The following is a 23,382-nucleotide window of genomic DNA, read 5'->3' as shown; positions in this document are numbered from 1 at the left end:
CCCCAATGAACTTGATGCTGCCTCCGCCACTGGATGCCTATCTGCTCGCGGAAACCGTCACCGACACCGCCCCTCTCTCGAACTGCTTTACCGCCGATGCCGTCGTGCGGGACGAAGGCCGCACGATCAAGGGGCTGGAAGCAATCCAGGCCTGGAAGAAAGACAGCAAAACCAGGTACCAGTACAGCATTGAGCCGTTGGACGTATCCCAGGACGGCGCCACTGTGACGATGCACGCACGACTCACGGGCACGTTCCCCGGTAGCCCAGTCGAGCTGACCTACACGTTCGTCCTGGCCGGCGGCAGGATTGCGTCGCTGGAGATTCGCTAATGAGCTCCGCACCCGAACTTCTGGGGCTTCGGGCGCTCGTTACAGGCGGAACCAAAGGCGTCGGCAAAGCCGTCGTCGCACGCCTTCGCGAGGCAGGTGCGAACGTTCTGACGACGGCGCGTTCCCGTCCCGATGAACTTGCCGAAGAACGGTTCATCGGGGCGGACATCACGACGGCCGAGGGCTGTAAAGCTATTGTCGACGCCGTGCTCGAGCGGTTCGGTGGCGTCGATATAGTCGTGCACGTCGTGGGCGGCTCATCTGCACCGGCCGGTGGCTTCAGCGTGCTAGATGACGATGAATGGAACAAGGCATTGAGCCTGAACCTATTCCCGGCAGTGCGCATCGATCGCGCGCTGTTGCCCTCGATGGTCGAGCAGCGTTCGGGCGTCATTATCCACGTCACGTCGATCCAGCGGCAATTACCGTTGCCGGAGGCGACGATTGCCTATGCCGCCGCCAAGGCTGCCCTGTCAAACTACAGCAAAGCCTTGTCCAAGGAGGTCAGTCCCAAGGGCGTTCGCGTCGTGCGTGTCTCCCCGGGCTGGGTCGAGACGGATGCCGCCGCGGGTCTCGTTGCCGAGGTCGCCCGACAAAGCGGCATCGACACGGAAGGCGCCCGCAAGATCATCATGGATTCGCTCGGCGGCATTCCTCTTGGCCGGCCCTGCTCACCCCGGGAAGTGGCAGAACTCATTGGTTTCCTCGTCTCTGGCCGCGCCAGCGCCATCACCGGCACTGAGTACGTCATCGACGGAGGAACTGTTCCGACTGCGTGATCTGAGCCGCTTGCCCGGCCGCCCTGGTGTCGAACGTGTCTGCCTACGGACAGGCAGCCACGACCAAGCCTCTTCTGCGAAACAGGGCTTCTGTTCGCGACCGCCGCAACGGTCGACGAGCCGAAGGTCACAGCATCATTGACGACCGTCTCTTCTCGGTCCGGGAGCGGGCAGTCGTAAATCTTCCTTGAGCGACTCAAGCTGGCCGCCTGCCGACATCCCTTCTTCCTCCGGACCGGCAATGACCGGAATCGACGGTGCAGAAGCCCCATCACCTCTGCCTCACCCCATCCCCACCACACTGCAAAGCAACATCTTCACCAGCACCGCCTGCCGCGTGGCCCCGGTCTTGGCAAAGATCCCCCGCAGATGCGCCCGTGCCGTATTCTTCTTGACCCCCAGCCGCACCGCTGCCTCATCCAGCGTCAGCCCATCGACCATCAGCAACGCCAGTTCGATCTCGGTCGGCGTCAGGTGGAACAGCTTGCGCAGGCTGGCGTGCGTGTTGCGCGGCGAGCCTTCCGGGTCGCGGATGAACACGGCGACCGCGGGCCGGCGCGCCTTGTCTTCGGTGCGATAGCTGAGCGGGATCGGCCGCACCAGCACGCTCAACGGGGTGGGCGCGGCGGGCCGGCTCAGCGTGGTGACTTCGCTGCGCGACGCGGCCAGTGCGTGCGCCTGGGCCGCGCCTTCCAGGATCTTGCGGAACCGGCGGTTTTCCACCGGGCAGTGCGCGTGCAGGGCGCCGTCCGACAAGTAGAGGCCGTCACGCGCCTGCAGCAGGCGGCCGGCCACGTCATTGGCGCGGATGGTCTTGCCGTGTTCGTCCAGGATGATGGTGCCGACCAGGAGGCGGTCGACTGCCTCTGCGTACAGGGAGCGCTCAGACGCCAGCACGTCGAGCGCGGCATGCAGGTCCACCGCGCGCTTCAGGTGCGGCAGCAGGCCATGCAGCAGCGCCTTCTCGGCCTCGCCGAAGTCCTGTCCCGCGTGGCCGCGGCTGATGAACAGCGCGCACTCCACCCCGTCCGGCGTGACCAGGTTGGCCGCCAGGATATAGCGCAGGCCAAGCGGCGCCAGGTACTGCGTATAGAACGGGTGCGCCAGCCAGCCGGCTTCGCCGAACAGTTCGTCGGCGCTGAAGAGGCGATCCGGGTGCAGGTCCAGGAAGGGGCACAGCGCGTAGTACTGCTCGCTGTAGGACGGCTCGCCGGGCAGGTGCGGGCCGAAGTCGGAGGCATTGACGATCAGCCCCGGCCGGTCGGTAGCCGGATGGCGCAGCACCAGGGTGGCGAACACGGCATCCAGGCGCTGGCGTGCGCTCTCCAGGAAAGCCGCCCACGGCACGGGTTCGGTCGGGCCCTGGTAGAGCTGGGCGAGCAGGGCGCTGAGTTCGGCGGCTGGTAAGGGGTCTGGCGGCATGATGGCGATCCCTCGGGTCGGGGCAACAGGAAAGGCGGGCAACCCGCCTTTCCCATCGTACCGGTCGAGGCGACAGCCTCATCGTCCGTTCGGCTTAGGCGCTTTCGCGCAGCCACGCCACGATCCGCTCCGCCGCCTGCTCCGCGGTATCGGCCGTGGTGTCGATGCGCAGCTCAGGCCGCTCGGGCGCCTCGTATGGCGAATCGATGCCGGTGAAGTTCTTCAGCTCCCCGCGGCGCGCCTTGCGGTACAGGCCCTTGGGGTCGCGTTCCTCGGCGACCGACAGCGGCGTATCGATGAAGACCTCGACGAATTCACCGTCGCCGGCCAGCGTACGGGCCATCTCGCGTTCCGAGCGGAAGGGCGAGATAAACGACACCAGCACGATCAGCCCGGCATCCAGCATCAGCCTTGCCACCTCCGCCACGCGCCGGATGTTCTCGACGCGGTCGGCTTCGGAGAAGCCCAGGTCCTTGTTCAGGCCGTGGCGCACGTTGTCGCCGTCGAGCAGGTAGGTGTGGTGGCCGAGCGCGTGCAGGCGCTTTTCCACCAGGTTGGCGATGGTGGACTTGCCCGCGCCCGAGAGCCCGGTGAACCAGACGATGCGCGGCGACTGGTGCTTGAGCGCGGCGTGGGCATGGCGGTCCACGTCGATGGCCTGCCAGTGCACGTTCTGCGCCCGGCGCAGGGCAAAGTGCAGCATGCCGGCGCCGACCGTGTTGTTGCTGAGGCGGTCGATGATGATGAAACCGCCCAGTTCGCGGTTGCGCGCGTAGGGATCGAATGCTACCGGCTGGTCCAGGTGCAGGTTGCAGACGCCGATTTCGTTCAGCTCCAAGGTGCGTGCGGCCAGGTGCTCGAGCGTGTTGACGTTGACCTTGTACTTGGGCTGCGCCAGGGTCACGCCCACCGTGCGCGTGCCGAGCTTGAGCAGGTAAGGGCGCCCGGGCAGCATGGCATCTTCGTTCATCCATACCAGCGTGGCTTCGAACTGGTCGGCCACGGCCGGCGGGTCTTCCGTGCACGCCAGCACGTCGCCGCGGCTGACGTCGATCTCGTCCTCCAGCGTCAGCGTCACCGCCTGGCCGCGCATGGCGTGCTCGCATGCGCCGGCGGCGCCGACGATATCGGCCACCCGGCTCTCCCGGCCGGAAGGCAGAGCGCGCACGCGGTCGCCGCGGCGGATCTCGCCCGCGCTGACGGTGCCGGCAAAGCCGCGAAAGTCCAGGTTGGGCCGGTTGACCCACTGCACCGGCAGCCGGAACGATTCGGCCTGCGCGGGCGTGCTGGCGATCGGTACGTTCTCCAGGTGGGCCATCAGGGTCGGGCCCTGGTACCACGGTGTATTGGCGCTGGGCTCGGTGATGTTGTCGCCGCGCAGCGCCGACATCGGGATGCAGACGATATCGGTCAGGCCGATCTGCCGGGCGAATTCGCGGTACTCGTTCTCGATGCGGGTATGGACCTCGCGCGAGTAATCCACCATGTCCAGCTTGTTGACGGCCAGCACCACGCGCCGGATGCCCAGCGTCGCCACCAGGTAGCTGTGCCGGCGCGTCTGCGTCTGTACGCCGCGGCGCGCATCCACCAGCAGGATGGCGAGGTCGGCGGTGGAGGCGCCGGTGACCATGTTGCGCGTGTATTGTTCATGCCCCGGCGTGTCGGCCACGATGAACTTGCGCTTGTCGGTGGCGAAGAAGCGGTAGGCCACATCGATGGTGATGCCCTGTTCGCGCTCGGCGGCCAGGCCGTCCACCAGCAGCGCGAAGTCGAGGTTATCGCCCTGCGTGCCCATCTTCTTCGAGTCGGCTTCAAGCTGGGCGAGCTGGTCTTCGAACAGCATCTTCGACTCATACAGCAGCCGGCCGATCAGCGTGCTCTTGCCGTCGTCGACGCTGCCGCAGGTGATGAAGCGGAGCAGGCTCTTGCTTTCCTGGGCACGCAGGTAATGCGCGATATCGTGCTGCGTGCCGGCGGGTTGCGCCATGGATGGCGCGGTTTCGATCAACGTTTCCATCAGAAGTATCCCTCCTGCTTCTTCTTCTCCATCGAACCGGCCGAGTCGCTGTCGATCAGCCGTCCCTGGCGCTCCGACGTGGTGGCCAGCAGCATTTCCTGGATGATGCCGCCGAGCGTGTCGGCCTCGCTATCGATCGCGCCGGTGAGCGGATAGCACCCCAGCGTGCGGAAGCGCACCTTGCGCATCTGTGGCGTTTCGCCCGGGCGCAGCGGCAGGCGTTCGTCGTCGACCATGATCAGCGCGCCATCGCGCTCGACCACGGGACGCTCCCTGGCGTAGTAGAGCGGAACGATGGGAATGTCGTTGAGGTAGATGTATTGCCAGATGTCCAGCTCGGTCCAGTTGGACAGCGGGAACACGCGCAGGCTTTCGCCCTTGCGCTTGCGGGTGTTGTACTGGCGCCAGAGTTCGGGGCGCTGCATCTTCGGGTCCCAGCGGTGCTGGGCGGTGCGTACCGAGAACATGCGCTCCTTGGCGCGCGACTTTTCCTCGTCGCGGCGCGCGCCACCGAAGGCGGCGTCAAAGCTATAGTGGTCCAGCGCCTGCTTCAGGCCCTGGGTTTTCCACACGTCGGTGTGGACGGCAGAGCCGTGCTCGTGCGGGCTGATGCGGCGCTCGAGCCCTTCGGGGTTGATATGCACGCGCAGGTCCAGGCCGAGCCGGTCGATGGTCTGGTCGCGGAACGCGATCATCTCGCGGAATTTCCATGTGGTATCGACGTGCAGCAGCGGGAACGGCGGCCGCGCGGGATGGAAGGCCTTCATCGCAAGGTGCAGCATCACGGAGCTGTCCTTGCCGATGGAATAGAGCATGACGGGGTTTTCGCATTCCGCCACCACCTCCCGCATGATGTGGATGCTCTCCGCCTCCAGTTGCTCCAGGTGGGTCAACATCGGGATCTCCTCTTGGTTTGCCGGCCCCGTTCAGGGATATCGCGGTGGCCTGGCATGGGCAAAAGGTAGCGAGCCGGGGCCCTGCGCCACTTCGTCCGGGCGGACTAAGAAATGACGGGCCGCGACACGCATTTCCTAGTCCGACCGGACGAGGAGGCGGTTGCCCTGCGCTGGGTATCGTTGCTCCGCAGACAAACAACGGGAGCAGGCAGATGGCGACCCCCGCCGAAGAACAGTTGCTGAGCGGCCAGACCTGGGCCGGGTTTTGCGAGGTACTCAAGCGCAGCGGGCAGCAGATCCTGCGCCCGGAGGCGCCGTCGGACGCGCTCACGCGTGCCGAGGGCTTCCGCTACCTGAGCCGCTTGCTGCGCATTGCGCTGGAGATGCACGTGGAATTCGCCGACCCGGCGTTTCCCGGCTTCTTCTCGCCGTCGCACGAAACCGCCAAGATCGGCGCGGATAACCCGGACAACCTCTATCGCTATGCGCGCCTGGATGGCAACGCTGCATACCGCATCCGCGGCCGGCGCGGCACGGTCGCGTACCTGAGCTTCGGCACGCAGAAGGGTGGCTACGAAACGGACGGGCGCATGATCCAGACCGGCTTTATCGACAGTAACAAGCTGGAGGTGGAGGCGGACGGCAGCTTCGAGATCATCCTCAGCGCGCGCCGGCACGACGGCAACTGGCTGCGCATGGAGCCGGACACCAATGCGCTGGTGGTGCGGCAGACCTTTATGGACCGCAAGGCGGAGACCCCTGCCGAGCTGCAGATCGAGCGCATCCACGGCGGCGACAAGCCGCCCGCGCTTGCCGCGGAACGCCTGCATGTCGGCCTGCAGCGCGCCGCGAACTTCGTCGAGAGCACCGCGCGCATCTTCGCCGACTGGGCCCAGGGCTATGGCGGCCATGTCAACGCCCTGCCGCCCGCGGACCAGGCCGTTTGCCAGGCGGCCGGCGGCGATCCCAATATCTTCTACTACCACTCATGCTGGGCGCTGGCGGACGACGAAGCGCTGGTGATCGAGGTCGACCAGGTGCCCGGGTGCGAATTCTGGAACTTCCAGGTCAACAACTACTGGATGGAGTCGCTCGACTACCGCTACCACGACATCTGCGTGAACAAGCACAGCGCCCGGCTCGATGCCCGCGGTGGCGTCACCGTCATCCTCAGCGCGCGCGATCCGGGCCTGCCCAACTGGCTGGAGACCGCCGGCCACGGCAACGGCACCATGTGCTGGCGCTGGGTCGGGGCGGCGCAGCCGGTGCATCCGCGCACGCGCGTGGTCAAGCTCGAGTCGCTCAGGGAGAACACATGAACACCATCGCATCCGATGACACCGCGGTGCTCGACGTTGAGCACCTGCTCGCGCGGGCCAGCGAGCAGGCCGGCGGACTGACCGACTTTGGCCCGGGCAACTACCGCGAGGCACTGGACGTATTGTCCGAGTCGCTCGCACGCGAGGCCGGCCTGTCGCCGCAGGGCATGCAGCTGCTCCAGGGAAAGCTGCAGGCGCAGCTGGTGAACCGGCTGGTGATCCAGGACTACTGCCGGCGCCATCCCGAGATCCTGGAAGAGCCCGTGGACGACCCGCTGGTGATCGTCGGCCTGCCGCGCACCGGCACCACGCTGCTGCAGCGCATGCTGGCCACGGACGCGCGCTTCTGCTCGGCGGCGTGGTGGGAAACCCGCTACCCGGCGCCGCTGCCCGGCGAGGACGTGCGCGACCCCGCCCGGCGCATCGCGCTGGCGCGCGATGAAGTCGCACAGATGATCCGCTTTATCCCGGACATCCTCGCCATCCATCCGCTCGACGCGATGGCCGCCGACGAGGAATTCATGCTGATGGAGCATGCCTTCCTGTGCGCAATGGACTCCTATGCCAATGTGCCCGGCTACACCGACTGGGTGGCGCGCCAGGACCGCACGGAGGTCTATGCCTACCTGAAGACCATGCTGCAGTTCCTGCAGTGGCAGAAGCGGCAGCGCGGCGAGGCGCCGGCGCAGCGGTGGGTGCTGAAGACGCCGCAGCACCTGCATACGCTCGAGATCCTGTTCCGGGTCTTCCCGAGCGCGCAGGTCGTGTTGACCCACCGCGATCCCGCGCAAACGATTCCGTCGATGGCGAGCATGGCGCATACGCTGTGGAAGATGTATGCCGAGACGCCCGATGCGGCCACGGTGGGGCGGCAATGGAGCGAACAGATGCGGCGCGGTACGGCGCATGCCATGGCGGTGCGCGACAGCCTGCCGGCCGATCGCTTCCTCGACGTGCGCTTCGAGGATACGGTCAGCGATCCCTTTGGCGTGGCGCAAGCGGTCTACCGCTTTGCCGGCATGCCGCTGACCGAGAGCGCCCGTGCCGGCATGTGGGCATGGATGGAAAGCAACCCGCGCAACCAGCGCGCGGCGCACGCTTATACGCTGGAGCAGTTTGGACTGAGCCAGGCACAACTGGAGCGCGATTTCGCCGGCTACCGTGAGCGGCATATCCTGAACCGCAACTAGAACACCGCACAGCGCACTGCGCATCGAGGAGACAACATCATGCTGTTGAAAGACAAGATCGTCATCGTGTCCGGCATCGGCCCCGGGCTGGGCATCAAGCTCGCAGTGGAAGCCGCGCGGGAAGGCGCCCGCGCCGTGGCGATCGCCGCGCGCACGGCGGCGAAGCTGGACGAGGCCCAGGCCCGCATCGATGCGCTCGGCGCCGACTGCGAAGTGCTCAAGGTGGTGACCGACATCACCGACCGCGCCCAGTCCCGGCACCTGGCCAGCGAAACCATGCGCCGCTTCGGCCGCATCGATGCGCTGGTCAACAGCGCCTTCCAGCACGGCAATTTTCCGGAGCCGGTGGAATCCGCCGACCTTGACGTCTGGCGCCAAGTGTTCGACACCAACGTGTTCGGCACCATGACGCTCACCCAGGAAGTGGCCGCGCTGATGAGGCCGCAGGGCGGCGGCGCCATCGTCATGATCAACACGCAGGCCACGCGCAAGCCGATGCCCGGGGAATCGGGCTATGCGGCGTCCAAGGGGGCGCTGGCGGTCGCGGTCAAATACCTGGCGCGCGAACTGGGTCCGCATGGCATCCGTGCCAACAGCATCTTCATGGGCTGGATGTGGGGCGCGCCGGTGCAGGGCTATGTGCGCCACGCGGCGGCAGAACAAGGCGTGAGCGAGGACGCTGTCATCGCACCGGTGACATCCCAGATTGCGCTGGGCCGCATGCCGACGGATGATGACTGTGCGCGCGCGGCGCTGTTCCTGGTGTCGGATTACGCCCGTGCGATTACCGGCGCCTCGCTGGATGCGAATGGCGGCGATTTCATGCCCTGACCCCTGACCAACTGCCATGACCCGCTACTTTGCCTTCAACGGTGACGCCGACGGTCTTTGCGCGCTGCAGCAACTGCGCCTGGCGCATCCCGGCGACGCGACCCTGGTCACCGGCGTCAAGCGTGATATCCGGCTGCTCGAGCGCATCGCCGCCGGGCCCGGCGATACCGTGACCGCGCTGGACATCTCGCTCGATCAGAACCGCGATGGCCTGTTGGGGCTGCTCGCGGCGGGTGCGCGGATTGAGTACTTCGACCACCACCATGCCGGGTCGCTGCCGGATCATGCCGGCCTGCGCGTGCATATCGACGAAGCGGCCGACGTCTGCACCAGCATCCTGGTCGACCGTCACCTGGACGGGCGCCACCGGCGCTGGGCGATCACCGCCGCGTTCGGCGACAACCTGGCCGGCGTGGCCCGCGCGATGGCGGCGCAGGCGGGACTCGGCGAGCGCGATAGCGCTGTGCTGGAACAGCTGGGCACCTGCCTGAACTACAACGCCTATGGCGAGTGCGTGGCGGACCTGCATTTTGATCCCGCCGAGCTGGCGCTGCATATGCTGCCATTCGAGGATCCGCTGGCGTTCGCGGCGCAATGCGCGGCCTTCGCGACGCTGCGCGACGGCTACGAGGACGACATGGCGCGTGCGCGCCGGCTGGGCCCGGCCCATGAAGTGCCGGGCGCCGCGCTGCTGGTGCTGCCCGACGCGCCGTGGGCGCGGCGCGCGATCGGCGTGCTGGCCAATGACCTGGTGCGCGGGCGTCCCGGCGACGCGATCGGCCTGCTGTCGCCGAAATCCGGCGGCGGCTTTACGGTCAGCGTAAGGGTGCCTGCCCACAGCGCCACCGGTGCCGCCGACTTCTGCCGCGGCTTCGAGACCGGCGGCGGCCGGCGCCTGGCTGGCGGCATCAACCACCTGCCAGACGCCGACGTGGAGCGCTTCACGCGCAGCTTTGCCGACTGTTTTCGCCGGCCTTAGCGCGTCTCAGCAAGGCGGGACAAACTCCGTCACCTCCAGGTCGAACCCGGTGACCGCGCGATACGGTACCGGATGGCTGAGCAGGCGCAGCTTGTGCGCCCCCACATCGCGCAGGATCTGCGCGCCCACACCCAGCGCGCGTTGCGCAAAGGCCGGCGCCGGCGCGGCCATCAGTTCCAGCCTGTCCAGCCGCTGCTGCGGCGATTCGCGCTCATCCAGCAGTACCAGCACGCCGCAGCCTTCGGCACCGATGCGGGCCAGCGAGCGTTCCAGATTCCAGGCGGGCTGGGCCGGCGTGCCGAAGCCCAGCACGTCGCGCTGCATTTCCACGGCCTGGACGCGCGTCAGCACGGGCCGCCGCGGGTCGGGCTGGCCCAGTACCAGCGCGAGATGGAGCGCATCGACCGGTGCGTCGTGGTAGGCGTGCACGGTGAAGCGTCCGAACGGCGTGGCCAGTTCGGTCGAGCGCGTGCGGCGCAGCGTGCCTTCGGTCAGCAAGCGGTGGTGGATGAGTCCGCTAATCGAAACCGCCGGCAGGCCGTGGCACTGCGCGAAGGCCAGCAGGGCAGGGCCGCGCAGCAGCTCGCCGTCGTCATCGAGCACCATGGCATAAGCGCCGGCCGCGACGCGCCCGGCCAGCGCCGGCAGGTCGGAGCAGGCCTCGGCAAAGCCCGCGCGGCGCAACACGCCGTCTGGCTGCGCCACCACCGGGAAGATGTGGCCGGGCTGGACCAGGTCACGCGGCTGCGCGCGCGGTGCCGCAGCCACGCGCAGCGTCAGCGCACGGTCAGCGGCGGAAATGCCGGTGCTGACGCCGCTGGCCGCCTCGATCGACACCGTGTAGCGCTCGCGCTGGCGATGGAGCGCCGCCATCGGCGGCAACTGCAGCAACTGGCGGCGCGCCTCGGTGATGGCCATGCAGACCAGGCCGCGTGCCTGCGCGGCCATGAAGTTGACATCGGCCTCGCCGGCACGCTCGGCGGCAACCAACACGCAGCCGGTGGCCTCGTCGGTCTCGTCTTCAATCACCACTACGCGCTGGCCCGCGGCCAGCGCCGCGAGCACGTCGGCCATCGGCGGCAGGACGGTGGCTGCGCTCATGCTGCCTCCTGCCGGCCGCCGGTGCCGAAGGCCTGGCGCAGCGCCGCGGCGGCCGCGTCCAGCGCGTGGCTGGCGGCATCCATCACGCCTTGCATGCTGATAAAGCCATGGAACTGGCCGGGCCAGCGGCGCACGGTGGCGCTGCCGCCCGCGCGCTGCAGCGCTTTGCCATAGCTCTCGCCCTGGTCGCGCAGCGGGTCGAACTCGGCGGTGATGATGGTGGCCGGCGGCAGGCCATGCAGGTCGCGCTGGTGCAGCGGGCTGGCGCGCACGTCGGCGGCGTCCGCGGGGTTGGCCAGGTACTGGCCGCGATACCAGTCCAGTTCGGCGGCACTGAGGAAGTAGCCCGTCGCGCATTCGCGATAGCTCGCGCTGGCGGCCGCGGCGTCGGTGCAGTCCAGGTAGGGGTAGAGCAGCAGCTGGTGCTGCAGCACGGTGCCGCTGCCGCGCAATTGCTGGCTGGCGACGGCGGCCAGGTTGCCGCCGGCACTGTCGCCGGCCACGGCCAGCCGGGCCGGGTCGGCGCCGAGTTGCGCCGCATGCGCGGCGGCCCAGCGCACGGCCGCGACCGCGTCGTCGGCCGCTGCGGGAAAGCGCGCCTCGGGTGCGAGCCGGTAGTCGACCGACAGCACCAGTGCACCGCTGCGGCGCGCCAGGCTGCGGCAGATATTGTCGTGCGAATCGAGGCCGCAGAGGACAAAGCCACCGCCGTGGAAATACACGACGAGCGGCAATCCCGTGCTGTCGTCGGGCCGGTACAGGCGCGCCTGCAGCGGGCCGGCTGCGCCGTCGATGATGAGGTCTTGCTGCGTGGCAATGGTATCGCCGGGTGCAAACGCAGGCATGGACGCCAGCGCGGCACGGTAGTCGGTGGCGCGCAGCGTGGCGAAATCGGGGCGGGGCATGGCGGCCATGGCATCAAGCATGGCGCGGGCCTGGGGATCGAGCGGCATGGTGTCTCCTGGATTGCGGTGAGGGAATCGGCGTCAGAGCGCGAATGCCGGCGGACTGCCGGCGGCAATGCCTTGCGCGCGGGCCAGTGCCGCGTGCGCGGCCTGCTCGTGCGGCAGGATCCAGAACCGGCCGGCAAGTACGCCATCGATGATGCAGCGCGCGACGGCCTCCGGCGTCATGCCGGCGGCAATGCCGCTGCGCAGCGCGCCGTTCATCTGGCTCACCTCCTGCGCGCCGCCACTGTCGAGGCCGGAGGCAATGCCGGTGGCCACCGGGCCGGGGCAGACCACCGACACCCCGATCGGCAGGCCCGCCGCCTGCAGTTCCAGCGCCAGCCCTTCGCTCAGTGCCACCACCCCCTGCTTGGACAGCGTATAGGGCGCCAGCCACGGCCCCACGGCCAGGCCGGCCATCGAGGCCACGTTGACGATATGGCCCGCGCCTTGCGCCACCATGCGCGGCACGAAGCAGCGCAGCGCGTGCAGCACGCTCCACAGGTTGACGCGCATCACGCTGTCGAACACTTCCGGTGGCAGTTCCCAGCAGCGGCCGGTGGCGAGAATGCCGGCGTTGTTGACCAGCAGGTCGACACGGCCGAGGCGCAGGAAGCTCTCCTCGCAAAGGTGCCCGATCTGCCGCATATCGGCGACATCCGTAGGCACCGCGACGACGGCCGCCCCCCGACCGGCAAGCGCCGCACGCGTCGCCTCGAGCGCACTGGCGTCGACATCCGCCAGTGCCAGCGCATATCCCCGCGCTGCCAGGGCTTGTGCGAGCGCGCGGCCGATGCCGCCGGCCGCTCCTGTGATCACTGCGGCCTGCTGCCGCGGGTTTGCCGCCATGGTCGTGGTTCTCCGTGAAAGAAGGCGGCGGGGATCGCCGCGCATGCCTGTCTTGTAGCGGCAGCGTGGCGGGGCGGCATCGTCTGTTTGGGTAGGGTGGGCGGCGTCACATGGCGGCTGGCCCACTGGCTAGGGGTTTGCCCTCGACCGCTTGGGCATGGGTCTGTCCTTAGTCTGTTTGGAGTATGTGTTTGCGCTGCCGGCGCGTGAGGATTGGCCTGTCCCGCAGGACTAGTCCGGCCGCACTCCCCTAGGGCAAACCATGAAGGCAAGGGGCCAGCCGCGACCCCTTCGCCGTCCCTATAATCGGGGCACAAAAAAGGGCCACAGAGCCCATCGCAGGCCAGCCGCCCCGGCACGTCCGATGCGCTGCGCACGCCACAATGGAGACAGAGGAAATGCTGATGGAGGTTAGCCACAACCAGGCAGCCGCACGCCTGTTCGAGCAGACGACGGTGTCGCTGTCGGACTTCAGCGCGTTGCTGGGGAATATCTACCAGGGACCGATGGAGCAGGTGCCGTGGGGCAAGGCGCTGGAACAGATCCGCCGGCAGCTCAACGCCAACTATGTCACGCTGATCCTGCGCTCGCCGGCCACAGACCGGCCCGGGCTCATGGTCAATGCGTCCGAGCATGGCTCGACCCTGCCGGGCGAGACCTCCTACAACAATTACTACTACGCGCTCGACCCCTTCATCGGCCTGCCCTCGGACCGGGTGGTGACCATCGACGAGCACCTCGGACCCGGCGTCTGGTGCCAGAGCGAGCTCTACCTGCAGTTCCTCAAGGACATCGGCATCCGCTACATCCTCGGCGCCGACCTGCGTACCGACGACGGCGTGGAATGCCGCTTCCGCGTGTGCCGCCAGCACGACGGGCGCGACTTCTCGGCCGCGGACAAGGCGCTGTGCACGGCGCTGCTGCCGCACCTGAAGCGCGCGGTGGACCTGCACTCGCGCCTCGACGTGGTGGAATCGGAACGCACGGTCTATGCCAGCGCCATCGACCGCATGCTGGTCGGCATGGTGATCCTTGATGAGTCGGGCGCCATCATCAAGACCAACGCGGCAGCCGACGAGATCCTTGGCGCCAGGGACGGCATCCGAATTTCCAAGGGCGGGCTGGACGTGGAATATGGCCAGGAAAACCGCAAGTTCCAGCGCTTGCTGCGCCAGGCGATGATGGGCCACCTCGGTACTACGCCGGCGCTGATGGAAGCGATGTCGATCACGCGCCCGTCCGGCAGTGCTAGGCTGGGCGTGCTGATCCGCACCATCCCGCTCAGCGAGTGGTCCGAGGACAACCGCAAGCGCCCGGCCTGCGTGGTGTTCATCCGCGACCCGGAGCGGCGCTCGCAGGCCTCGCACGAGGTGGTGCGGCAGCTGTTCGACCTCACGCCGGCCGAAACGCAACTGGCGCTGCAACTGGCCAACGGCCTCACGCTCGATGAAGCCGCGGACGAACTCGGCATCAGCAAGAACACGGCGCGCGCTCACCTGCGTGCCATCTTCTCCAAGACCGGCGTGACCCGGCAGGCCACGCTGGTCCGCATGCTGCTGAGCAGCGTGATTTCGCTGGGCTAGCCCAGGCGTCAGGGCTTTGCGCTGAGCACCAGCGCAAAGCCTTCCGGGGTTTGCAGCACCGCGCGCGTCTCGTGCGGCCCCTGCGCTGCGGGCTGGATCACGCTGGCACCCGCACCCACCAGCCGCGCGATCGCCGCGGCGATATCGTCACCTTCATCCACCTTGAACGCCAGCGCGGGCTGGTCCACCAGCCTTTCTTCGCCGGCCACCAGTGCCAGCGTCAGCGCCCCCGCGTCGAGCGCGCAATAGCGGTTTCCGTCGCGAAACTTCACTGGCAGTCCGAGTCCTTCCGTAAAGAACGGCAGCGCGGTGTTGATGTCCGCGACGGGGTAAAGCAGCAGCCTGGCTTGCATGATGTCCTGGTCCTCTCGATGAAAAAGGGGCGTGATGCCCGGGACCAATGATAGGGATGCGCCATGCACTGCTCATAATCCAATCAGACGATGTTGCAACGCCTTGCGCCGACCACACTGCAAGCACACAGGCCGCTTCCGGCTCGAGACGCGGCAACCGGCGGCGTCCCGGCGGCGGTCCTGAACCATCAATGCCAGGGAAGGGGACTGCAATGCGTTTTTCGCTGATCTATGAAGCACAGACCGTCGATGCCTCGCGCGCCGGCGACCACAAGGTGTTCGATGAAATCATGGAGCAGGTGGTGCTGGCCGAGGACATGGGGTTCGACGTGGTCTGGGCGGTCGAGCACACCGCGCTGACCAATTACGCGCACATGAGCGCGCCGGAAACATTCCTCGCCTTCGTCGCCGGGCGCACGCAGCGCATCGGCATCGGCCACGGCGTGGTGTGCCTGCCGCCGGCGATGAACCATCCGGTCAAGGTGGCAGAGCGCATCGCCACGCTGGATATCCTCTCCGGCGGCCGCGTGCACTTCGGCGTGGGCAAGGGCGGCACCCAGCAGGAGGCCGGCACTTTCGGCTACGACCTCAACAGCCTGCACCCGATGATCGACGAGTCGATGTACCTGATCCCGAAGATCATGACGCAGGACGAGATCGAGCACGACGGCGAGTTCATCAAGATCCCACGCCGCCCGATCCACCCCAAGCCGCGCCAGGACCCGCACCCGCTGATGTACCTGGCCTGCACCAATGCCGACACGCTGCAGCGTGCCGGCGCGCGCGGCATGGGTGCGCTGGTGCTCGGCTTTGGTGGTCCCGAGGATGTGGCCAAAAAGAATGAGATCTACCGCGCCGCGTGGGAGACCCGCAAGCCCGAGGACCAGGTGGGCTTCCGCCCGCACCAGCACCTGGCCGCGCTGTGCCCGACCATCGTGCTGGAAGACGGCATGGCCGCGCGCAAGATCGGCATCAAGGGACAGCGCTATTTCATGGAGTCGCTGTCGTACTGGTATGCCGGCGGCGAGCGCCCCGACCCGGCCTCCTGGGACGACGAGCATGTCACTGCCACGGACGCGCAGGGCAAGGCCGTCGTCAATACGAAGTTCGCCTCCGAGAAGGTCTCGGTCGACTTCAGCGACCCGTCGATGATGATGCTCAATCCCAACCACGCCTACGGCACGGTGGAGGACTGCATCGGCTACGTGCAGCGCCTGATCGATGCCGGCGCCGACGAGATCCTGTTTATCTGCCAGATGGGCACGGTGCCGCAGTGGGCGCAGCTCGAGACCATCCGCAATATCGGCGAGCACGTGATCCCGCACTTCCGCAAGCAGGGCCGCAAGCTGCGCGCGCTGGCCTGAGGGTTTGCTTCCCGAGTGTTTGCTCCCCTCTCCCGCTTGCGGGAGAGGGGTAGGGGTGAGGGCAGGCGGTGGCATACCGCAGGCCTGACTTCGCAGGACACGCCCGCCCTCACCCCAACCCTCTCCCGCAAGCGGGAGAGGGAGCACGCAATCGGGAGTTGGAGGGACCGTAGTGCTTTCGAGCGCTGCCGGTTTGCTCCCCTCTCCCGCTTGCGGGAGAGGGGCCGGGGGAGAGGGCCAGCGCATCCACGAAGTGCAGCCCACCAAATCGCACCATGGCTAGTCCCAACAGACGATGGCACCCCGCCCCGCCAGTGCAAACATCAACGCCAGCCACAAGACCAAGCCACAAGGAGACCGCGGTGCATCACGACAACAATCCCAAGGACCTGGCCGCCCGCCTGATCGCGCGCGCCGAGCAGATGATTCCCGTGCTGGCCCAGCGCGCCACCCAGGCCGAGGCCGAAGCGCGCATTCCCGCCGAGACCATCGCCGAGATGCAGGCCGCGGGCTTCTTCAAGGTCTTGCAGCCCCGCCGCCATGGCGGCTACGAGCTCGATCCGCAGACCTTCTTCCGCATCCAGATGGCACTGGCCAAAGGCTGCATGTCCACCGCCTGGGTCTACGGCGTGGTCGGCGTGCACAACTGGCAACTGGCCCTGTTCGACGAACGCGCGCAGCAGGAGGTATGGGGCAACGACCCCACCACGCTGATCGCCTCGACCTATATGCCGGTGGGCAAGGTCACGCCGGTCGAAGGCGGCTATCGCTTCTCCGGGCACTGGAAGTTCTCCAGCGGCAGCGAGCTGTGCGACTGGATCTTCCTGGGCGGGCTGGTGCCGCCGGCCGAACCGGGCGGCGCCTATGACTACCGCACCTTCCTGCTGCCGCGTTCGGACTACAAGATCGTGCGCAACTGGGATGTGCTGGGCCTGCGCGCGACCGGCAGCCACGATATCGTGGTCGACGACGTGTTCGTGCCCGACTACCGCACCCATCGCGCTGTCGATGGCGCCATGGGCACCAGCCCTGGGCTGGCCGTGAATGACCTGCCGCTGTACCGCCTGCCGTTCGCCCAGATCTTCGTGCGCGCCGTGTGCACGGCGTGCATCGGCGCGCTGGAAGGCACGCTGGATGACTTCGTCGCGTATGCCGATGGCCGCGTCAGCAGCAACGGCGGCAGCAAGACAGCCGAAGACGGCGGCGCGCAGATGGCCTGCGCCAACGCGCAGGTGGCGATCGACGAGATGCGGACCATCCTCGAGCGCAACTTCGACGAACTGCTGGCGGTTGCGCGCGAAGGCGGCCAGGTGCAGACACCGCGCCGGCTGCATTTCCGCTATCAGTCCTCGCAGGTGGCCGAGCGCTGCGCGCAGTTGGCCAACAGCCTGCTGCGCTATGCCGGCGGCAATGGCATCTACCGCAGCAACCCGATGGTGCGCCGCTTCCTCGACCTGCACGCGGCACGCGCCCACTACGCCAACAACCTGGACCGCTTCGGCCAGAACCTTGGCGGCGTGATGATGGGGCGCGCCAACACCGACTTCTTCATCTGAGCAGCGCAAGGGCACGGAGATCCATCATGAGCCAGAACACGGCGCACATGCAGACGAAGGAGTTTGACGTGGTGGTGGTCGGCTCGGGCGCAGGCGGCATGCTGGCTGCCTGCCGTGCCGCCGACCGCGGCCTGTCGGTGGTGGTGCTGGAGAAGAGCAGCCAGTACGGCGGCACCTCGGCGGTGTCCGGCGGTGGCATCTGGATTCCGCTCAACCACCATATCGCGCCGGCAGGCGGCAAGGACGACTACGCCACCGCGCTGGAGTACGTGCTCGCCTGCACCGGCGAACACGGCGATCCGCAGCGCATCCGCGCCTATCTTGAGCAGGCGCCGCGCATGCTGCAGTACCTGGAGCAGCAGGCCGGCGTGCGGTATTACACGCTGCCGCGCTACGCGGACTATTTCCAGAAGGTGCCGGGCGCGATGCCCGGCTACCGCGCGCTTGACCCGATGCCGTTCGACGGCGCGCGGCTGCGCGAGGAATTCGACCGGTTGCGGCCACCGTCGCCAGGCACGCTGGTGGGCGGGCGCGTGGCGGTGACCTCGGGCGAGGCGCATGCGCTGCTGTGCCGCTCGCCCGGCTGGCTTGGGCTGGCGGTGCGCCAGTTCGCGCGCTACTGGCTGGATTTCGGCTGGCGCCGCAAGACCCGGCGCGACCGCCGGCTCACGCTCGGCAACAGCCTCGCCGGCGGCCTGCGGCGCGCGATGATGGACCGCGCGATTCCGCTCTGGCTCGATACGGCGCTGCAGGACCTGATCATCGAAGACGGTGCGGTGCGCGGCGTGCGCGCCGTGCAGGACGGACGCGTGGTGGAGATCCGCGCCTTGCGCGGCGTGATCCTGGCCGCCGGCGGCTTCGAGCGCAACCAGGCCATGCGCGAGCAGTACCTGCCGCAACCGACGCAGGCCGCCTGGAGCGCCACGCCGCCCAACAACACCGGCGATGCCATCCGCGCCGGGCAGGCCGCCGGCGCCGGCGTGGCGCTGATGTCCCACGTCTGGGGCGCGCCCACCGTGCATGTGCAGGGCGAGGAAAAGCAGCGCGCGCTGTTTATCGAGCGGGCCATGCCGGGCTGCCTGGTGGTGAACGGGCAGGGCCGGCGCTTCGTCAACGAGGCCGCGCCGTATTCCGAGTTCGTGCCCGCGATGTACCGCGACCACGAAAAGACCGGCTGCACCGTGCCGGCCTGGATGGTGTTCGATGCCACCTTCCGCCACAAATACCCATGTGGCCCGATCCTGCCGGGCTCGGTCATGCCGGACCGCAGCATCCCGTCAAACCTGTCCGGCATCCTGGTGCGCGCCGATACCCTGCAGCAACTGGCGCAGCGGATCGGTGTGGACGCGGACGGCCTGGCCCACAGCGTCGCCCGCATGAACCGCTACGCCGCCACCGGCGTGGATGAGGAGTTCGGCAAGGGCGACAACCTGTTCGATACCTACTACAGCGACCCCGCGGTACGGCCCAATCCCTGCCTCGCGCCGATCGGCAAGGCGCCGTTCTACGCCGTGCGGCTCGATGCCGGCGACATCGGCACCAAGGGCGGGCTGGTGACGGACGCCAGCGCGCGCGTGCTGCGCGACGACGGCACCGCCATTGCGGGACTGTTCGCCATCGGCAATACCAGTGCCTCGATGATGGGCACCAGCTATCCCGGCGCGGGCTCCACCCTGGGCCCGGCCATGACCTTCGGCTTTATCGCTGCCGACCTGCTCTCGCAGCATGCACGGCAGCCTGCCGCCGCGCCCCACACTCAAACCGTACAGGAGGCCGTATGAGCGCCAGTCCCGACACCCGCGCCGAAGCCGGCACCGCGCTGCGCGACGACATGCTGATGGCGATGCGCCGCATGGCGCGCTCGGTGGCCGTCATTTCCTGCCGCCATGGCGAGCGCCGCTATTCAATGTCCGTGACCGCGGTCGATTCCTTGTCCGCGGATCCGCCCTCGCTGCTGATCTGCATTAACCGCAATGCGTCGATCTACCCGCCGCTCGATGCCGGCGCGGACTTCTGCATCAACCTGCTGGCAGCCGACCATCGCGACATCGCGGTGGATTGCAGCGGCCGGCTCAAGGGTGAAGAGCGCTTTACCAGTGGCGAGTGGGAGGACGACGTGCTCGGCGTGCCGTGCCTGCGCGATGCCCAGGCCAACCTGGTCTGCCGGCAGGACGGCCGTTTCGACTATGGCACCCATGCGGTCTTTATCGGGCGCCTGCGCGAGGTGCGGCTGGCGGGCGAGGTGTCGCCGCTGGTCTATGTCGATGGCGCCTACTCGACTTCCGCGCCGCTCGGCGCCATGTGTTCGGCATAAGCCGGGAGCGCAGGCATGGACCCTCGGCCCGATTCCGCCACGCCGATCTACGCACCGCTGCGGCTCGATGATCCGGACGCCCACCCGTGGCAGGCCGTCTGCGACGCCGTCGTGGTGGGCTTCGGCGCTGCCGGCGCCTGCGCCGCGCTGGAAGCGGCGCAGGGCGGCGCGCGCGTGATCGTTGCGGAGCGCTTCGAAGGCGGCGGCGCAAGCGCGAAGAGCGGCGGCGTGGTGTATGCCGGCGGCGGCACGGCCTACCAGTCCGCCGCGGGCTATGCCGATACGCCGCGGGCCATGGCGGACTACCTGCGCCAGGAGACCGGCGAAGTCGTCAGCGAGGCAACACTGCAGGCGTTCTGTGAGCGCAGCCGCGACATGATCGGCTGGCTGGAAGGCATCGGCGTGCGCTTTGCCGCGACCGTGCCGCCGCGCAAGACCTCCTATCCCGCGCAACCCTATTACCTCTACTACTCCGGCAACGAAGCGGTGGCCGCGTATGCGCAGCATGCCGCGCCGGCGCCGCGCGGGCACCGCGTGAAAGGCCCCGGCATGTCCGGCCGCACGCTGTACGGCGTGCTGCGCGGCGCCGTGCAGGCCCGGCCGGAGGTGACGGTGATGCGCCAGGCCGCGGCGCGGCGCCTGATCGTCGACAGGGATGGCGCGGTCATTGGCGTCGAGCTGTGGCAGGTGCCGGCGGGACGGCACCAGACGCGCCACGCCCGCCTCGCGCGGATGGCCGAGCGCCTGCACAACGCCATGCCGGGGCTGGCCGACCTGCTGCGCCAGCGCGTGCTGCAACTGGAGCTGCGCCATGCGCGCCCGGTGGCAGTGCGCACGCGTGCCGTGGTGCTGGCCACGGGAGGCTTTATCTTCAATCGCGCCATGGTGGCGCGCCACGCCGGCAAGTACCTGCAGACCTGGCGGCTCGGCGCGACCGGCTGCGACGGCAGCGGCATCCGGCTTGGCGAATCGGCCGGCGCGGCAACGCGTCACCTGGAGCGGGTCTCGGCATGGCGATTCATCAACCCGCCGTTCGACTGGGCGCGTGGCTGCGTGGTCGATGCGCGGGGCGCGCGTATCGGCAATGAAGAAACCTATGGCGCCACGCTTGGCCATGCCATGTGCGAACGGCACGGCGGGCGGGCGTGGCTGATCCTGAACCGCGAGCTGGCGCGCGCCGCCTTGCGCGAATGCTTGGGCGGCCGGCTGTGGGCATTCCAGGCCTTGCCTGCCGCGCTGCTCATGCTTGCCGGTGCGCGGCGCGCGTCCAGTCTCGAAGCGCTTGCCGACAAGCTGGGCATGCCCGGCGCTGCGCTGCGGACTTCGCTGGATGCCTGCAACGCAGCGGCTCGCGGCGAGATCGCGGACCCGACCGGCAAGTCGGCGCAGATGTGCGCTTCGCTGGAAACGGGGCCATGGCTCGCCATCGACATCTCGGCCGACAGCCGCGTCTTTCCCTGTCCGGCCATCACGCTCGGCGGCCTGTCGGTGGAAGAGTCCAGCGGCCGGGTGCTGGCCGCCGCCGGCGGCGCGCCGGTTGCGGGGCTCTATGCCGTCGGCCGGACTGCCGTGGGCATTGCTTCCAACCACTACGTAAGCGGCCTGTCGCTTGCCGACTGCATCTGGTCGGGGCGCAACGCAGGCCGCCATCTCGCACGACAGCCTGCCGGCGAGCGGCAGGCACACACCAACCAGGAGACCTCCCATGAGCCGACGTACTGAAGGAAAGATCGCCATTGTCACCGGGGCCGCCAGCGGCGTCGGCAAGGAAGACGCACTTCTGCTGGCGCGCGAAGGCGCACGCGTGGTGCTGACCGACCTCAACGAGGAAGCGGGCCATGCGCTGGCGCGCGAGATCGGCGACGCGGCGCTGTTCGTGCCGCACGACATCGCCAGCGAAGCCAGCTGGCAGCAAGTGATGGCCCGCACCGAGCAGCGCTTCGGCGCGCCCAACGTGCTGGTCAACAATGCGGCCATCCTGATGCTGGGCTCGGTCGAGGACGCCACGCTGGAGCAATGGCAGCGCGTGATGCGCATCAACGCCGACGGCTATTTCCTCGGCTGCAAGTACGGCGTGGCCGCGATGAAGGCGGGCGGCGGCAGCATCGTCAATATGTCGTCGGTGGCGGCGCTGGGCGGCATGGGCGCGTTCTGCGCCTACAGCGCCAGCAAAGGCGCGGTGACCGCGCTCACGCGCGCAGTGGCCGGCCACTGCAAGCAGAACGGCTATCGCGTGCGCTGCAACTCGATCCATCCCGACGGCATCCTTACGCCGATGACCGCGGCCTTCCTGCCAGGCGGCGTCACGGCCCTGCCGGAAGAGGTGGGCGGCGCCGAGCCGATGCAGCGCATGTGCCATCCGCACGATGTCGCCAACCTCGTGCTGTTCCTGGCCTCGGACGAATCGCGCTTTATCAATGGCGCCGAACTGCGCATCGACAATGCGCAGGCCATCATGGGCGTGGCCTGAAGCCACCCAGAGCTGAAGAAGGACATCATGGCGCCAGTGCAATTCCACCGGCTGCAGATCGCCGAAGTCGTCACGGAAACGGATCAGGCGCATTCGCTGGTATTCGCGCTGCCGGACGGCCTGCGCGATGCGTTTGCCTACCGTCCCGGGCAGTTCCTGACCCTGCGCGTGCCGGTGGACGGCGTGCCGCTGCAGCGCTGCTATTCGCTGTCGAGCACGCCGGAGGTGGACCACGCCTTGCGCGTGACGATCAAGCGCGTGCAGACCGGGCGCGTGTCCAACTGGATCTGCGACCATCTCGGCGCGGGCGATACGGTCGAGGTGATGCCGCCTGCCGGCGTCTTCACCCCGCCCACGCTGCATGGCGATTTCCTGCTGCTGGCCGGCGGCAGCGGCATCACGCCGGTGTTGTCGATCGCCAAGGCGGCGCTGCGCCATGGGCGCGGCACGGTGACGCTGGTCTATGCCAACCGCGACGAGCGCTCCATCATCTTTCGCGAGGCGATTGGGGAGCTGGCGCGGAACCACCCGGGCCGTCTGCGCGTGGTCCACTGGCTGGACAGCGTGCAGGGGCCGCCAACGCAGCGCCAGATCGAGGAACTGGTGCGGCCGTGGAGCCTGGCGGAATGCTTCGTCTGCGGTCCCGGCCCGTTCATGGACGCCGCCCAGGCCGCGCTGCAGGAACTTGGCGTGCCGCGCGGCAAGCTCCACGTGGAGCGTTTCGTGTCCTTGCCCGATGTGCCGGCGGCAAAGGCGCCGGCAAGCGCCGAGGTCACGGCACCGGCCCCGGCGCCCGCCATGCGCGGCGCGGCGCTGACCGTGCAGCTTGACGGCGAAACCCACCAGGTCGGCGTGGCACCCGACGAAACCGTGCTCGACGCGCTGCAGCGCGCCGGCGTGGCCGCGCCCAATTCCTGCCGCGCGGGGCTGTGCGGCGCCTGCATGTGCCAGGTGACGCAGGGCGACGTCACGCTCGGCGAGAACCACGTGCTCGACCGTGCCGACCTGGAGGCGGGCTGGACCCTGGCCTGCCAGGCCCGCCCGGCGAGCAGCGAGATCCACTTGAAGTTCCCGGATTGA

At 68.2% G+C, this 23,382-nt stretch carries 20 protein-coding genes and 1 pseudogene; 14 read left to right on the top strand and 7 right to left on the bottom strand.

The window, feature by feature from the left end:
* Nucleotides 1–5: 5 nt before the first annotated feature.
* Both RM96_RS05905 and RM96_RS05900 read left to right on the top strand, forming a co-directional pair.
* Nucleotides 6–332 carry a nuclear transport factor 2 family protein gene (locus tag RM96_RS05905; protein WP_039008738.1) on the top strand — a complete coding sequence of 109 codons (327 nt, stop codon included), beginning with the start codon at nt 6–8 and terminating at the stop codon, nt 330–332.
* On the top strand, nt 332–1,111 hold the full coding sequence (locus tag RM96_RS05900) for an SDR family oxidoreductase (protein ID WP_039008734.1): 780 nt from the start codon (nt 332–334) through the stop codon (nt 1,109–1,111). Before RM96_RS05905 ends, RM96_RS05900 begins: the two co-directional genes overlap by 1 nt.
* Before the next feature lie 282 nt (nt 1,112–1,393).
* Here the strand turns inward: RM96_RS05900 and RM96_RS05895 are convergent, their stop codons facing one another.
* From RM96_RS05895 to cysD, 3 genes and pseudogenes are all read right to left on the bottom strand, one after another.
* Nucleotides 1,394–2,533, bottom strand: coding sequence for a helix-turn-helix transcriptional regulator (locus RM96_RS05895; RefSeq protein ID WP_039008768.1), 1,140 nt, complete (start codon nt 2,531–2,533; stop codon nt 1,394–1,396).
* Nucleotides 2,534–2,627: 94 nt separating this feature from the next.
* Nucleotides 2,628–4,550, bottom strand: coding sequence for a sulfate adenylyltransferase subunit CysN (gene cysN, locus RM96_RS05890; RefSeq protein WP_039008732.1), 1,923 nt, complete (start codon nt 4,548–4,550; stop codon nt 2,628–2,630).
* Nucleotides 4,550–5,455: pseudogene (gene cysD / locus RM96_RS05885) on the bottom strand (sulfate adenylyltransferase subunit CysD); the annotation flags it as partial. The pseudogene cysD and the gene cysN, both read right to left, overlap by 1 nt.
* A gap of 203 nt (nt 5,456–5,658) precedes the next feature.
* Between cysD and RM96_RS05880 the strand changes: the two are divergent.
* The 4 genes from RM96_RS05880 to RM96_RS05865 are packed head-to-tail and all read left to right on the top strand — an operon-like array spanning nt 5,659 to nt 9,765.
* Nucleotides 5,659–6,765, top strand: coding sequence for a DUF1214 domain-containing protein (locus RM96_RS05880; RefSeq protein ID WP_039008728.1), 1,107 nt, complete (start codon nt 5,659–5,661; stop codon nt 6,763–6,765).
* Nucleotides 6,762–7,955, top strand: a complete 1,194-nt coding sequence (locus tag RM96_RS05875) for a sulfotransferase family protein (RefSeq protein WP_039008726.1) — start codon at nt 6,762–6,764, stop codon at nt 7,953–7,955. Before RM96_RS05880 ends, RM96_RS05875 begins: the two co-directional genes overlap by 4 nt.
* A 39-nt stretch (nt 7,956–7,994) precedes the next feature.
* Complete coding sequence (locus RM96_RS05870) at nt 7,995–8,786, top strand: SDR family oxidoreductase (RefSeq protein ID WP_039008724.1); 792 nt, start codon at nt 7,995–7,997, stop codon at nt 8,784–8,786.
* Nucleotides 8,787–8,802: 16 nt separating this feature from the next.
* The gene (locus RM96_RS05865) at nt 8,803–9,765 is read left to right on the top strand and encodes a hypothetical protein (RefSeq protein WP_039008722.1); all 963 of its coding nucleotides are present in this window, start codon (nt 8,803–8,805) and stop codon (nt 9,763–9,765) included.
* Between the two features lie 6 nt (nt 9,766–9,771).
* Here RM96_RS05865 and RM96_RS05860 read toward each other — a convergent pair whose 3' ends face one another.
* The 3 genes from RM96_RS05860 to RM96_RS05850 are packed head-to-tail and all read right to left on the bottom strand — an operon-like array spanning nt 9,772 to nt 12,662.
* Nucleotides 9,772–10,866 (bottom strand): 3,4-dihydroxy-2-butanone-4-phosphate synthase, encoded by a 1,095-nt coding sequence (locus RM96_RS05860; RefSeq protein ID WP_039008720.1) that lies wholly within the window; start codon nt 10,864–10,866, stop codon nt 9,772–9,774.
* The gene (locus tag RM96_RS05855; protein WP_039008717.1) at nt 10,863–11,819 is read right to left on the bottom strand and encodes an alpha/beta hydrolase; all 957 of its coding nucleotides are present in this window, start codon (nt 11,817–11,819) and stop codon (nt 10,863–10,865) included. The genes RM96_RS05860 and RM96_RS05855 overlap by 4 nt, the downstream gene beginning before the upstream one ends.
* 33 nt (nt 11,820–11,852) lie before the next feature.
* Nucleotides 11,853–12,662 (bottom strand): SDR family NAD(P)-dependent oxidoreductase, encoded by an 810-nt coding sequence (locus RM96_RS05850; RefSeq protein WP_039008715.1) that lies wholly within the window; start codon nt 12,660–12,662, stop codon nt 11,853–11,855.
* A gap of 398 nt (nt 12,663–13,060) precedes the next feature.
* Between RM96_RS05850 and RM96_RS05845 the strand changes: the two genes are divergently transcribed.
* On the top strand, nt 13,061–14,245 hold the full coding sequence (locus RM96_RS05845; protein WP_039008713.1) for a helix-turn-helix transcriptional regulator: 1,185 nt from the start codon (nt 13,061–13,063) through the stop codon (nt 14,243–14,245).
* Between the two features lie 8 nt (nt 14,246–14,253).
* On the opposite strand, the gene RM96_RS05840 is transcribed toward RM96_RS05845, so the two are convergent.
* Nucleotides 14,254–14,598, bottom strand: a complete 345-nt coding sequence (locus RM96_RS05840; RefSeq protein ID WP_039008712.1) for a VOC family protein — start codon at nt 14,596–14,598, stop codon at nt 14,254–14,256.
* Between the two features lie 212 nt (nt 14,599–14,810).
* On the opposite strand from RM96_RS05840, the gene RM96_RS05835 reads away from it, so the two are divergent.
* The 7 genes from RM96_RS05835 (at nt 14,811) to RM96_RS05805 (ending at nt 23,382) form a co-directional block, all read left to right on the top strand.
* Nucleotides 14,811–15,962, top strand: coding sequence for an LLM class flavin-dependent oxidoreductase (locus tag RM96_RS05835; protein WP_039008708.1), 1,152 nt, complete (start codon nt 14,811–14,813; stop codon nt 15,960–15,962).
* Between the two features lie 362 nt (nt 15,963–16,324).
* On the top strand, nt 16,325–17,518 hold the full coding sequence (locus tag RM96_RS05830; protein ID WP_039008707.1) for a flavin-dependent monooxygenase: 1,194 nt from the start codon (nt 16,325–16,327) through the stop codon (nt 17,516–17,518).
* A gap of 26 nt (nt 17,519–17,544) precedes the next feature.
* Complete coding sequence (locus RM96_RS05825; protein ID WP_039008705.1) at nt 17,545–19,299, top strand: FAD-dependent oxidoreductase; 1,755 nt, start codon at nt 17,545–17,547, stop codon at nt 19,297–19,299.
* A complete protein-coding gene (locus tag RM96_RS05820) occupies nt 19,296–19,832 on the top strand; it encodes a flavin reductase family protein (RefSeq protein ID WP_039008703.1) in 537 nt (178 codons plus the stop codon). Before RM96_RS05825 ends, RM96_RS05820 begins: the two co-directional genes overlap by 4 nt.
* Nucleotides 19,833–19,847: 15 nt before the next feature.
* On the top strand, nt 19,848–21,554 hold the full coding sequence (locus tag RM96_RS05815) for an FAD-binding protein (RefSeq protein ID WP_039008701.1): 1,707 nt from the start codon (nt 19,848–19,850) through the stop codon (nt 21,552–21,554).
* Nucleotides 21,538–22,302 (top strand): SDR family oxidoreductase, encoded by a 765-nt coding sequence (locus RM96_RS05810; protein WP_039008699.1) that lies wholly within the window; start codon nt 21,538–21,540, stop codon nt 22,300–22,302. Before RM96_RS05815 ends, RM96_RS05810 begins: the two co-directional genes overlap by 17 nt.
* A gap of 27 nt (nt 22,303–22,329) precedes the next feature.
* Nucleotides 22,330–23,382, top strand: coding sequence for a ferredoxin--NADP reductase (locus RM96_RS05805; protein ID WP_039008697.1), 1,053 nt, complete (start codon nt 22,330–22,332; stop codon nt 23,380–23,382).

Source organism: Cupriavidus sp. IDO, assembly GCF_000812465.1.
Taxonomy (GTDB): Bacteria; Pseudomonadota; Gammaproteobacteria; order Burkholderiales; family Burkholderiaceae; genus Cupriavidus.
This window is presented reverse-complemented; position numbering and strand designations above follow the sequence as displayed.

Bases quoted from the DNA above. Each gene is read 5' to 3' on its own strand.
- RM96_RS05905 (WP_039008738.1), top strand. From the start codon at position 6: ATGAACTTGATGCTGCCTCCGCCACTGGATGCCTATCTGCTCGCGGAA.
- RM96_RS05895 (WP_039008768.1), bottom strand. From the start codon at position 2,533: ATGCCGCCAGACCCCTTACCAGCCGCCGAACTCAGCGCCCTGCTCGCC.
- RM96_RS05865 (WP_039008722.1), top strand. From the start codon at position 8,803: ATGACCCGCTACTTTGCCTTCAACGGTGACGCCGACGGTCTTTGCGCG.
- cysN (WP_039008732.1), bottom strand. From the start codon at position 4,550: ATGGAAACGTTGATCGAAACCGCGCCATCCATGGCGCAACCCGCCGGC.
- RM96_RS05870 (WP_039008724.1), top strand. From the start codon at position 7,995: ATGCTGTTGAAAGACAAGATCGTCATCGTGTCCGGCATCGGCCCCGGG.
- RM96_RS05875 (WP_039008726.1), top strand. From the start codon at position 6,762: ATGAACACCATCGCATCCGATGACACCGCGGTGCTCGACGTTGAGCAC.
- RM96_RS05845 (WP_039008713.1), top strand. From the start codon at position 13,061: ATGCTGATGGAGGTTAGCCACAACCAGGCAGCCGCACGCCTGTTCGAG.
- RM96_RS05855 (WP_039008717.1), bottom strand. From the start codon at position 11,819: ATGCCGCTCGATCCCCAGGCCCGCGCCATGCTTGATGCCATGGCCGCC.
- RM96_RS05880 (WP_039008728.1), top strand. From the start codon at position 5,659: ATGGCGACCCCCGCCGAAGAACAGTTGCTGAGCGGCCAGACCTGGGCC.
- RM96_RS05860 (WP_039008720.1), bottom strand. From the start codon at position 10,866: ATGAGCGCAGCCACCGTCCTGCCGCCGATGGCCGACGTGCTCGCGGCG.
- RM96_RS05900 (WP_039008734.1), top strand. From the start codon at position 332: ATGAGCTCCGCACCCGAACTTCTGGGGCTTCGGGCGCTCGTTACAGGC.
- RM96_RS05835 (WP_039008708.1), top strand. From the start codon at position 14,811: ATGCGTTTTTCGCTGATCTATGAAGCACAGACCGTCGATGCCTCGCGC.
- RM96_RS05805 (WP_039008697.1), top strand. From the start codon at position 22,330: ATGGCGCCAGTGCAATTCCACCGGCTGCAGATCGCCGAAGTCGTCACG.
- RM96_RS05840 (WP_039008712.1), bottom strand. From the start codon at position 14,598: ATGCAAGCCAGGCTGCTGCTTTACCCCGTCGCGGACATCAACACCGCG.
- RM96_RS05825 (WP_039008705.1), top strand. From the start codon at position 17,545: ATGAGCCAGAACACGGCGCACATGCAGACGAAGGAGTTTGACGTGGTG.
- RM96_RS05850 (WP_039008715.1), bottom strand. From the start codon at position 12,662: ATGGCGGCAAACCCGCGGCAGCAGGCCGCAGTGATCACAGGAGCGGCC.
- RM96_RS05810 (WP_039008699.1), top strand. From the start codon at position 21,538: ATGAGCCGACGTACTGAAGGAAAGATCGCCATTGTCACCGGGGCCGCC.
- RM96_RS05820 (WP_039008703.1), top strand. From the start codon at position 19,296: ATGAGCGCCAGTCCCGACACCCGCGCCGAAGCCGGCACCGCGCTGCGC.
- RM96_RS05815 (WP_039008701.1), top strand. From the start codon at position 19,848: ATGGACCCTCGGCCCGATTCCGCCACGCCGATCTACGCACCGCTGCGG.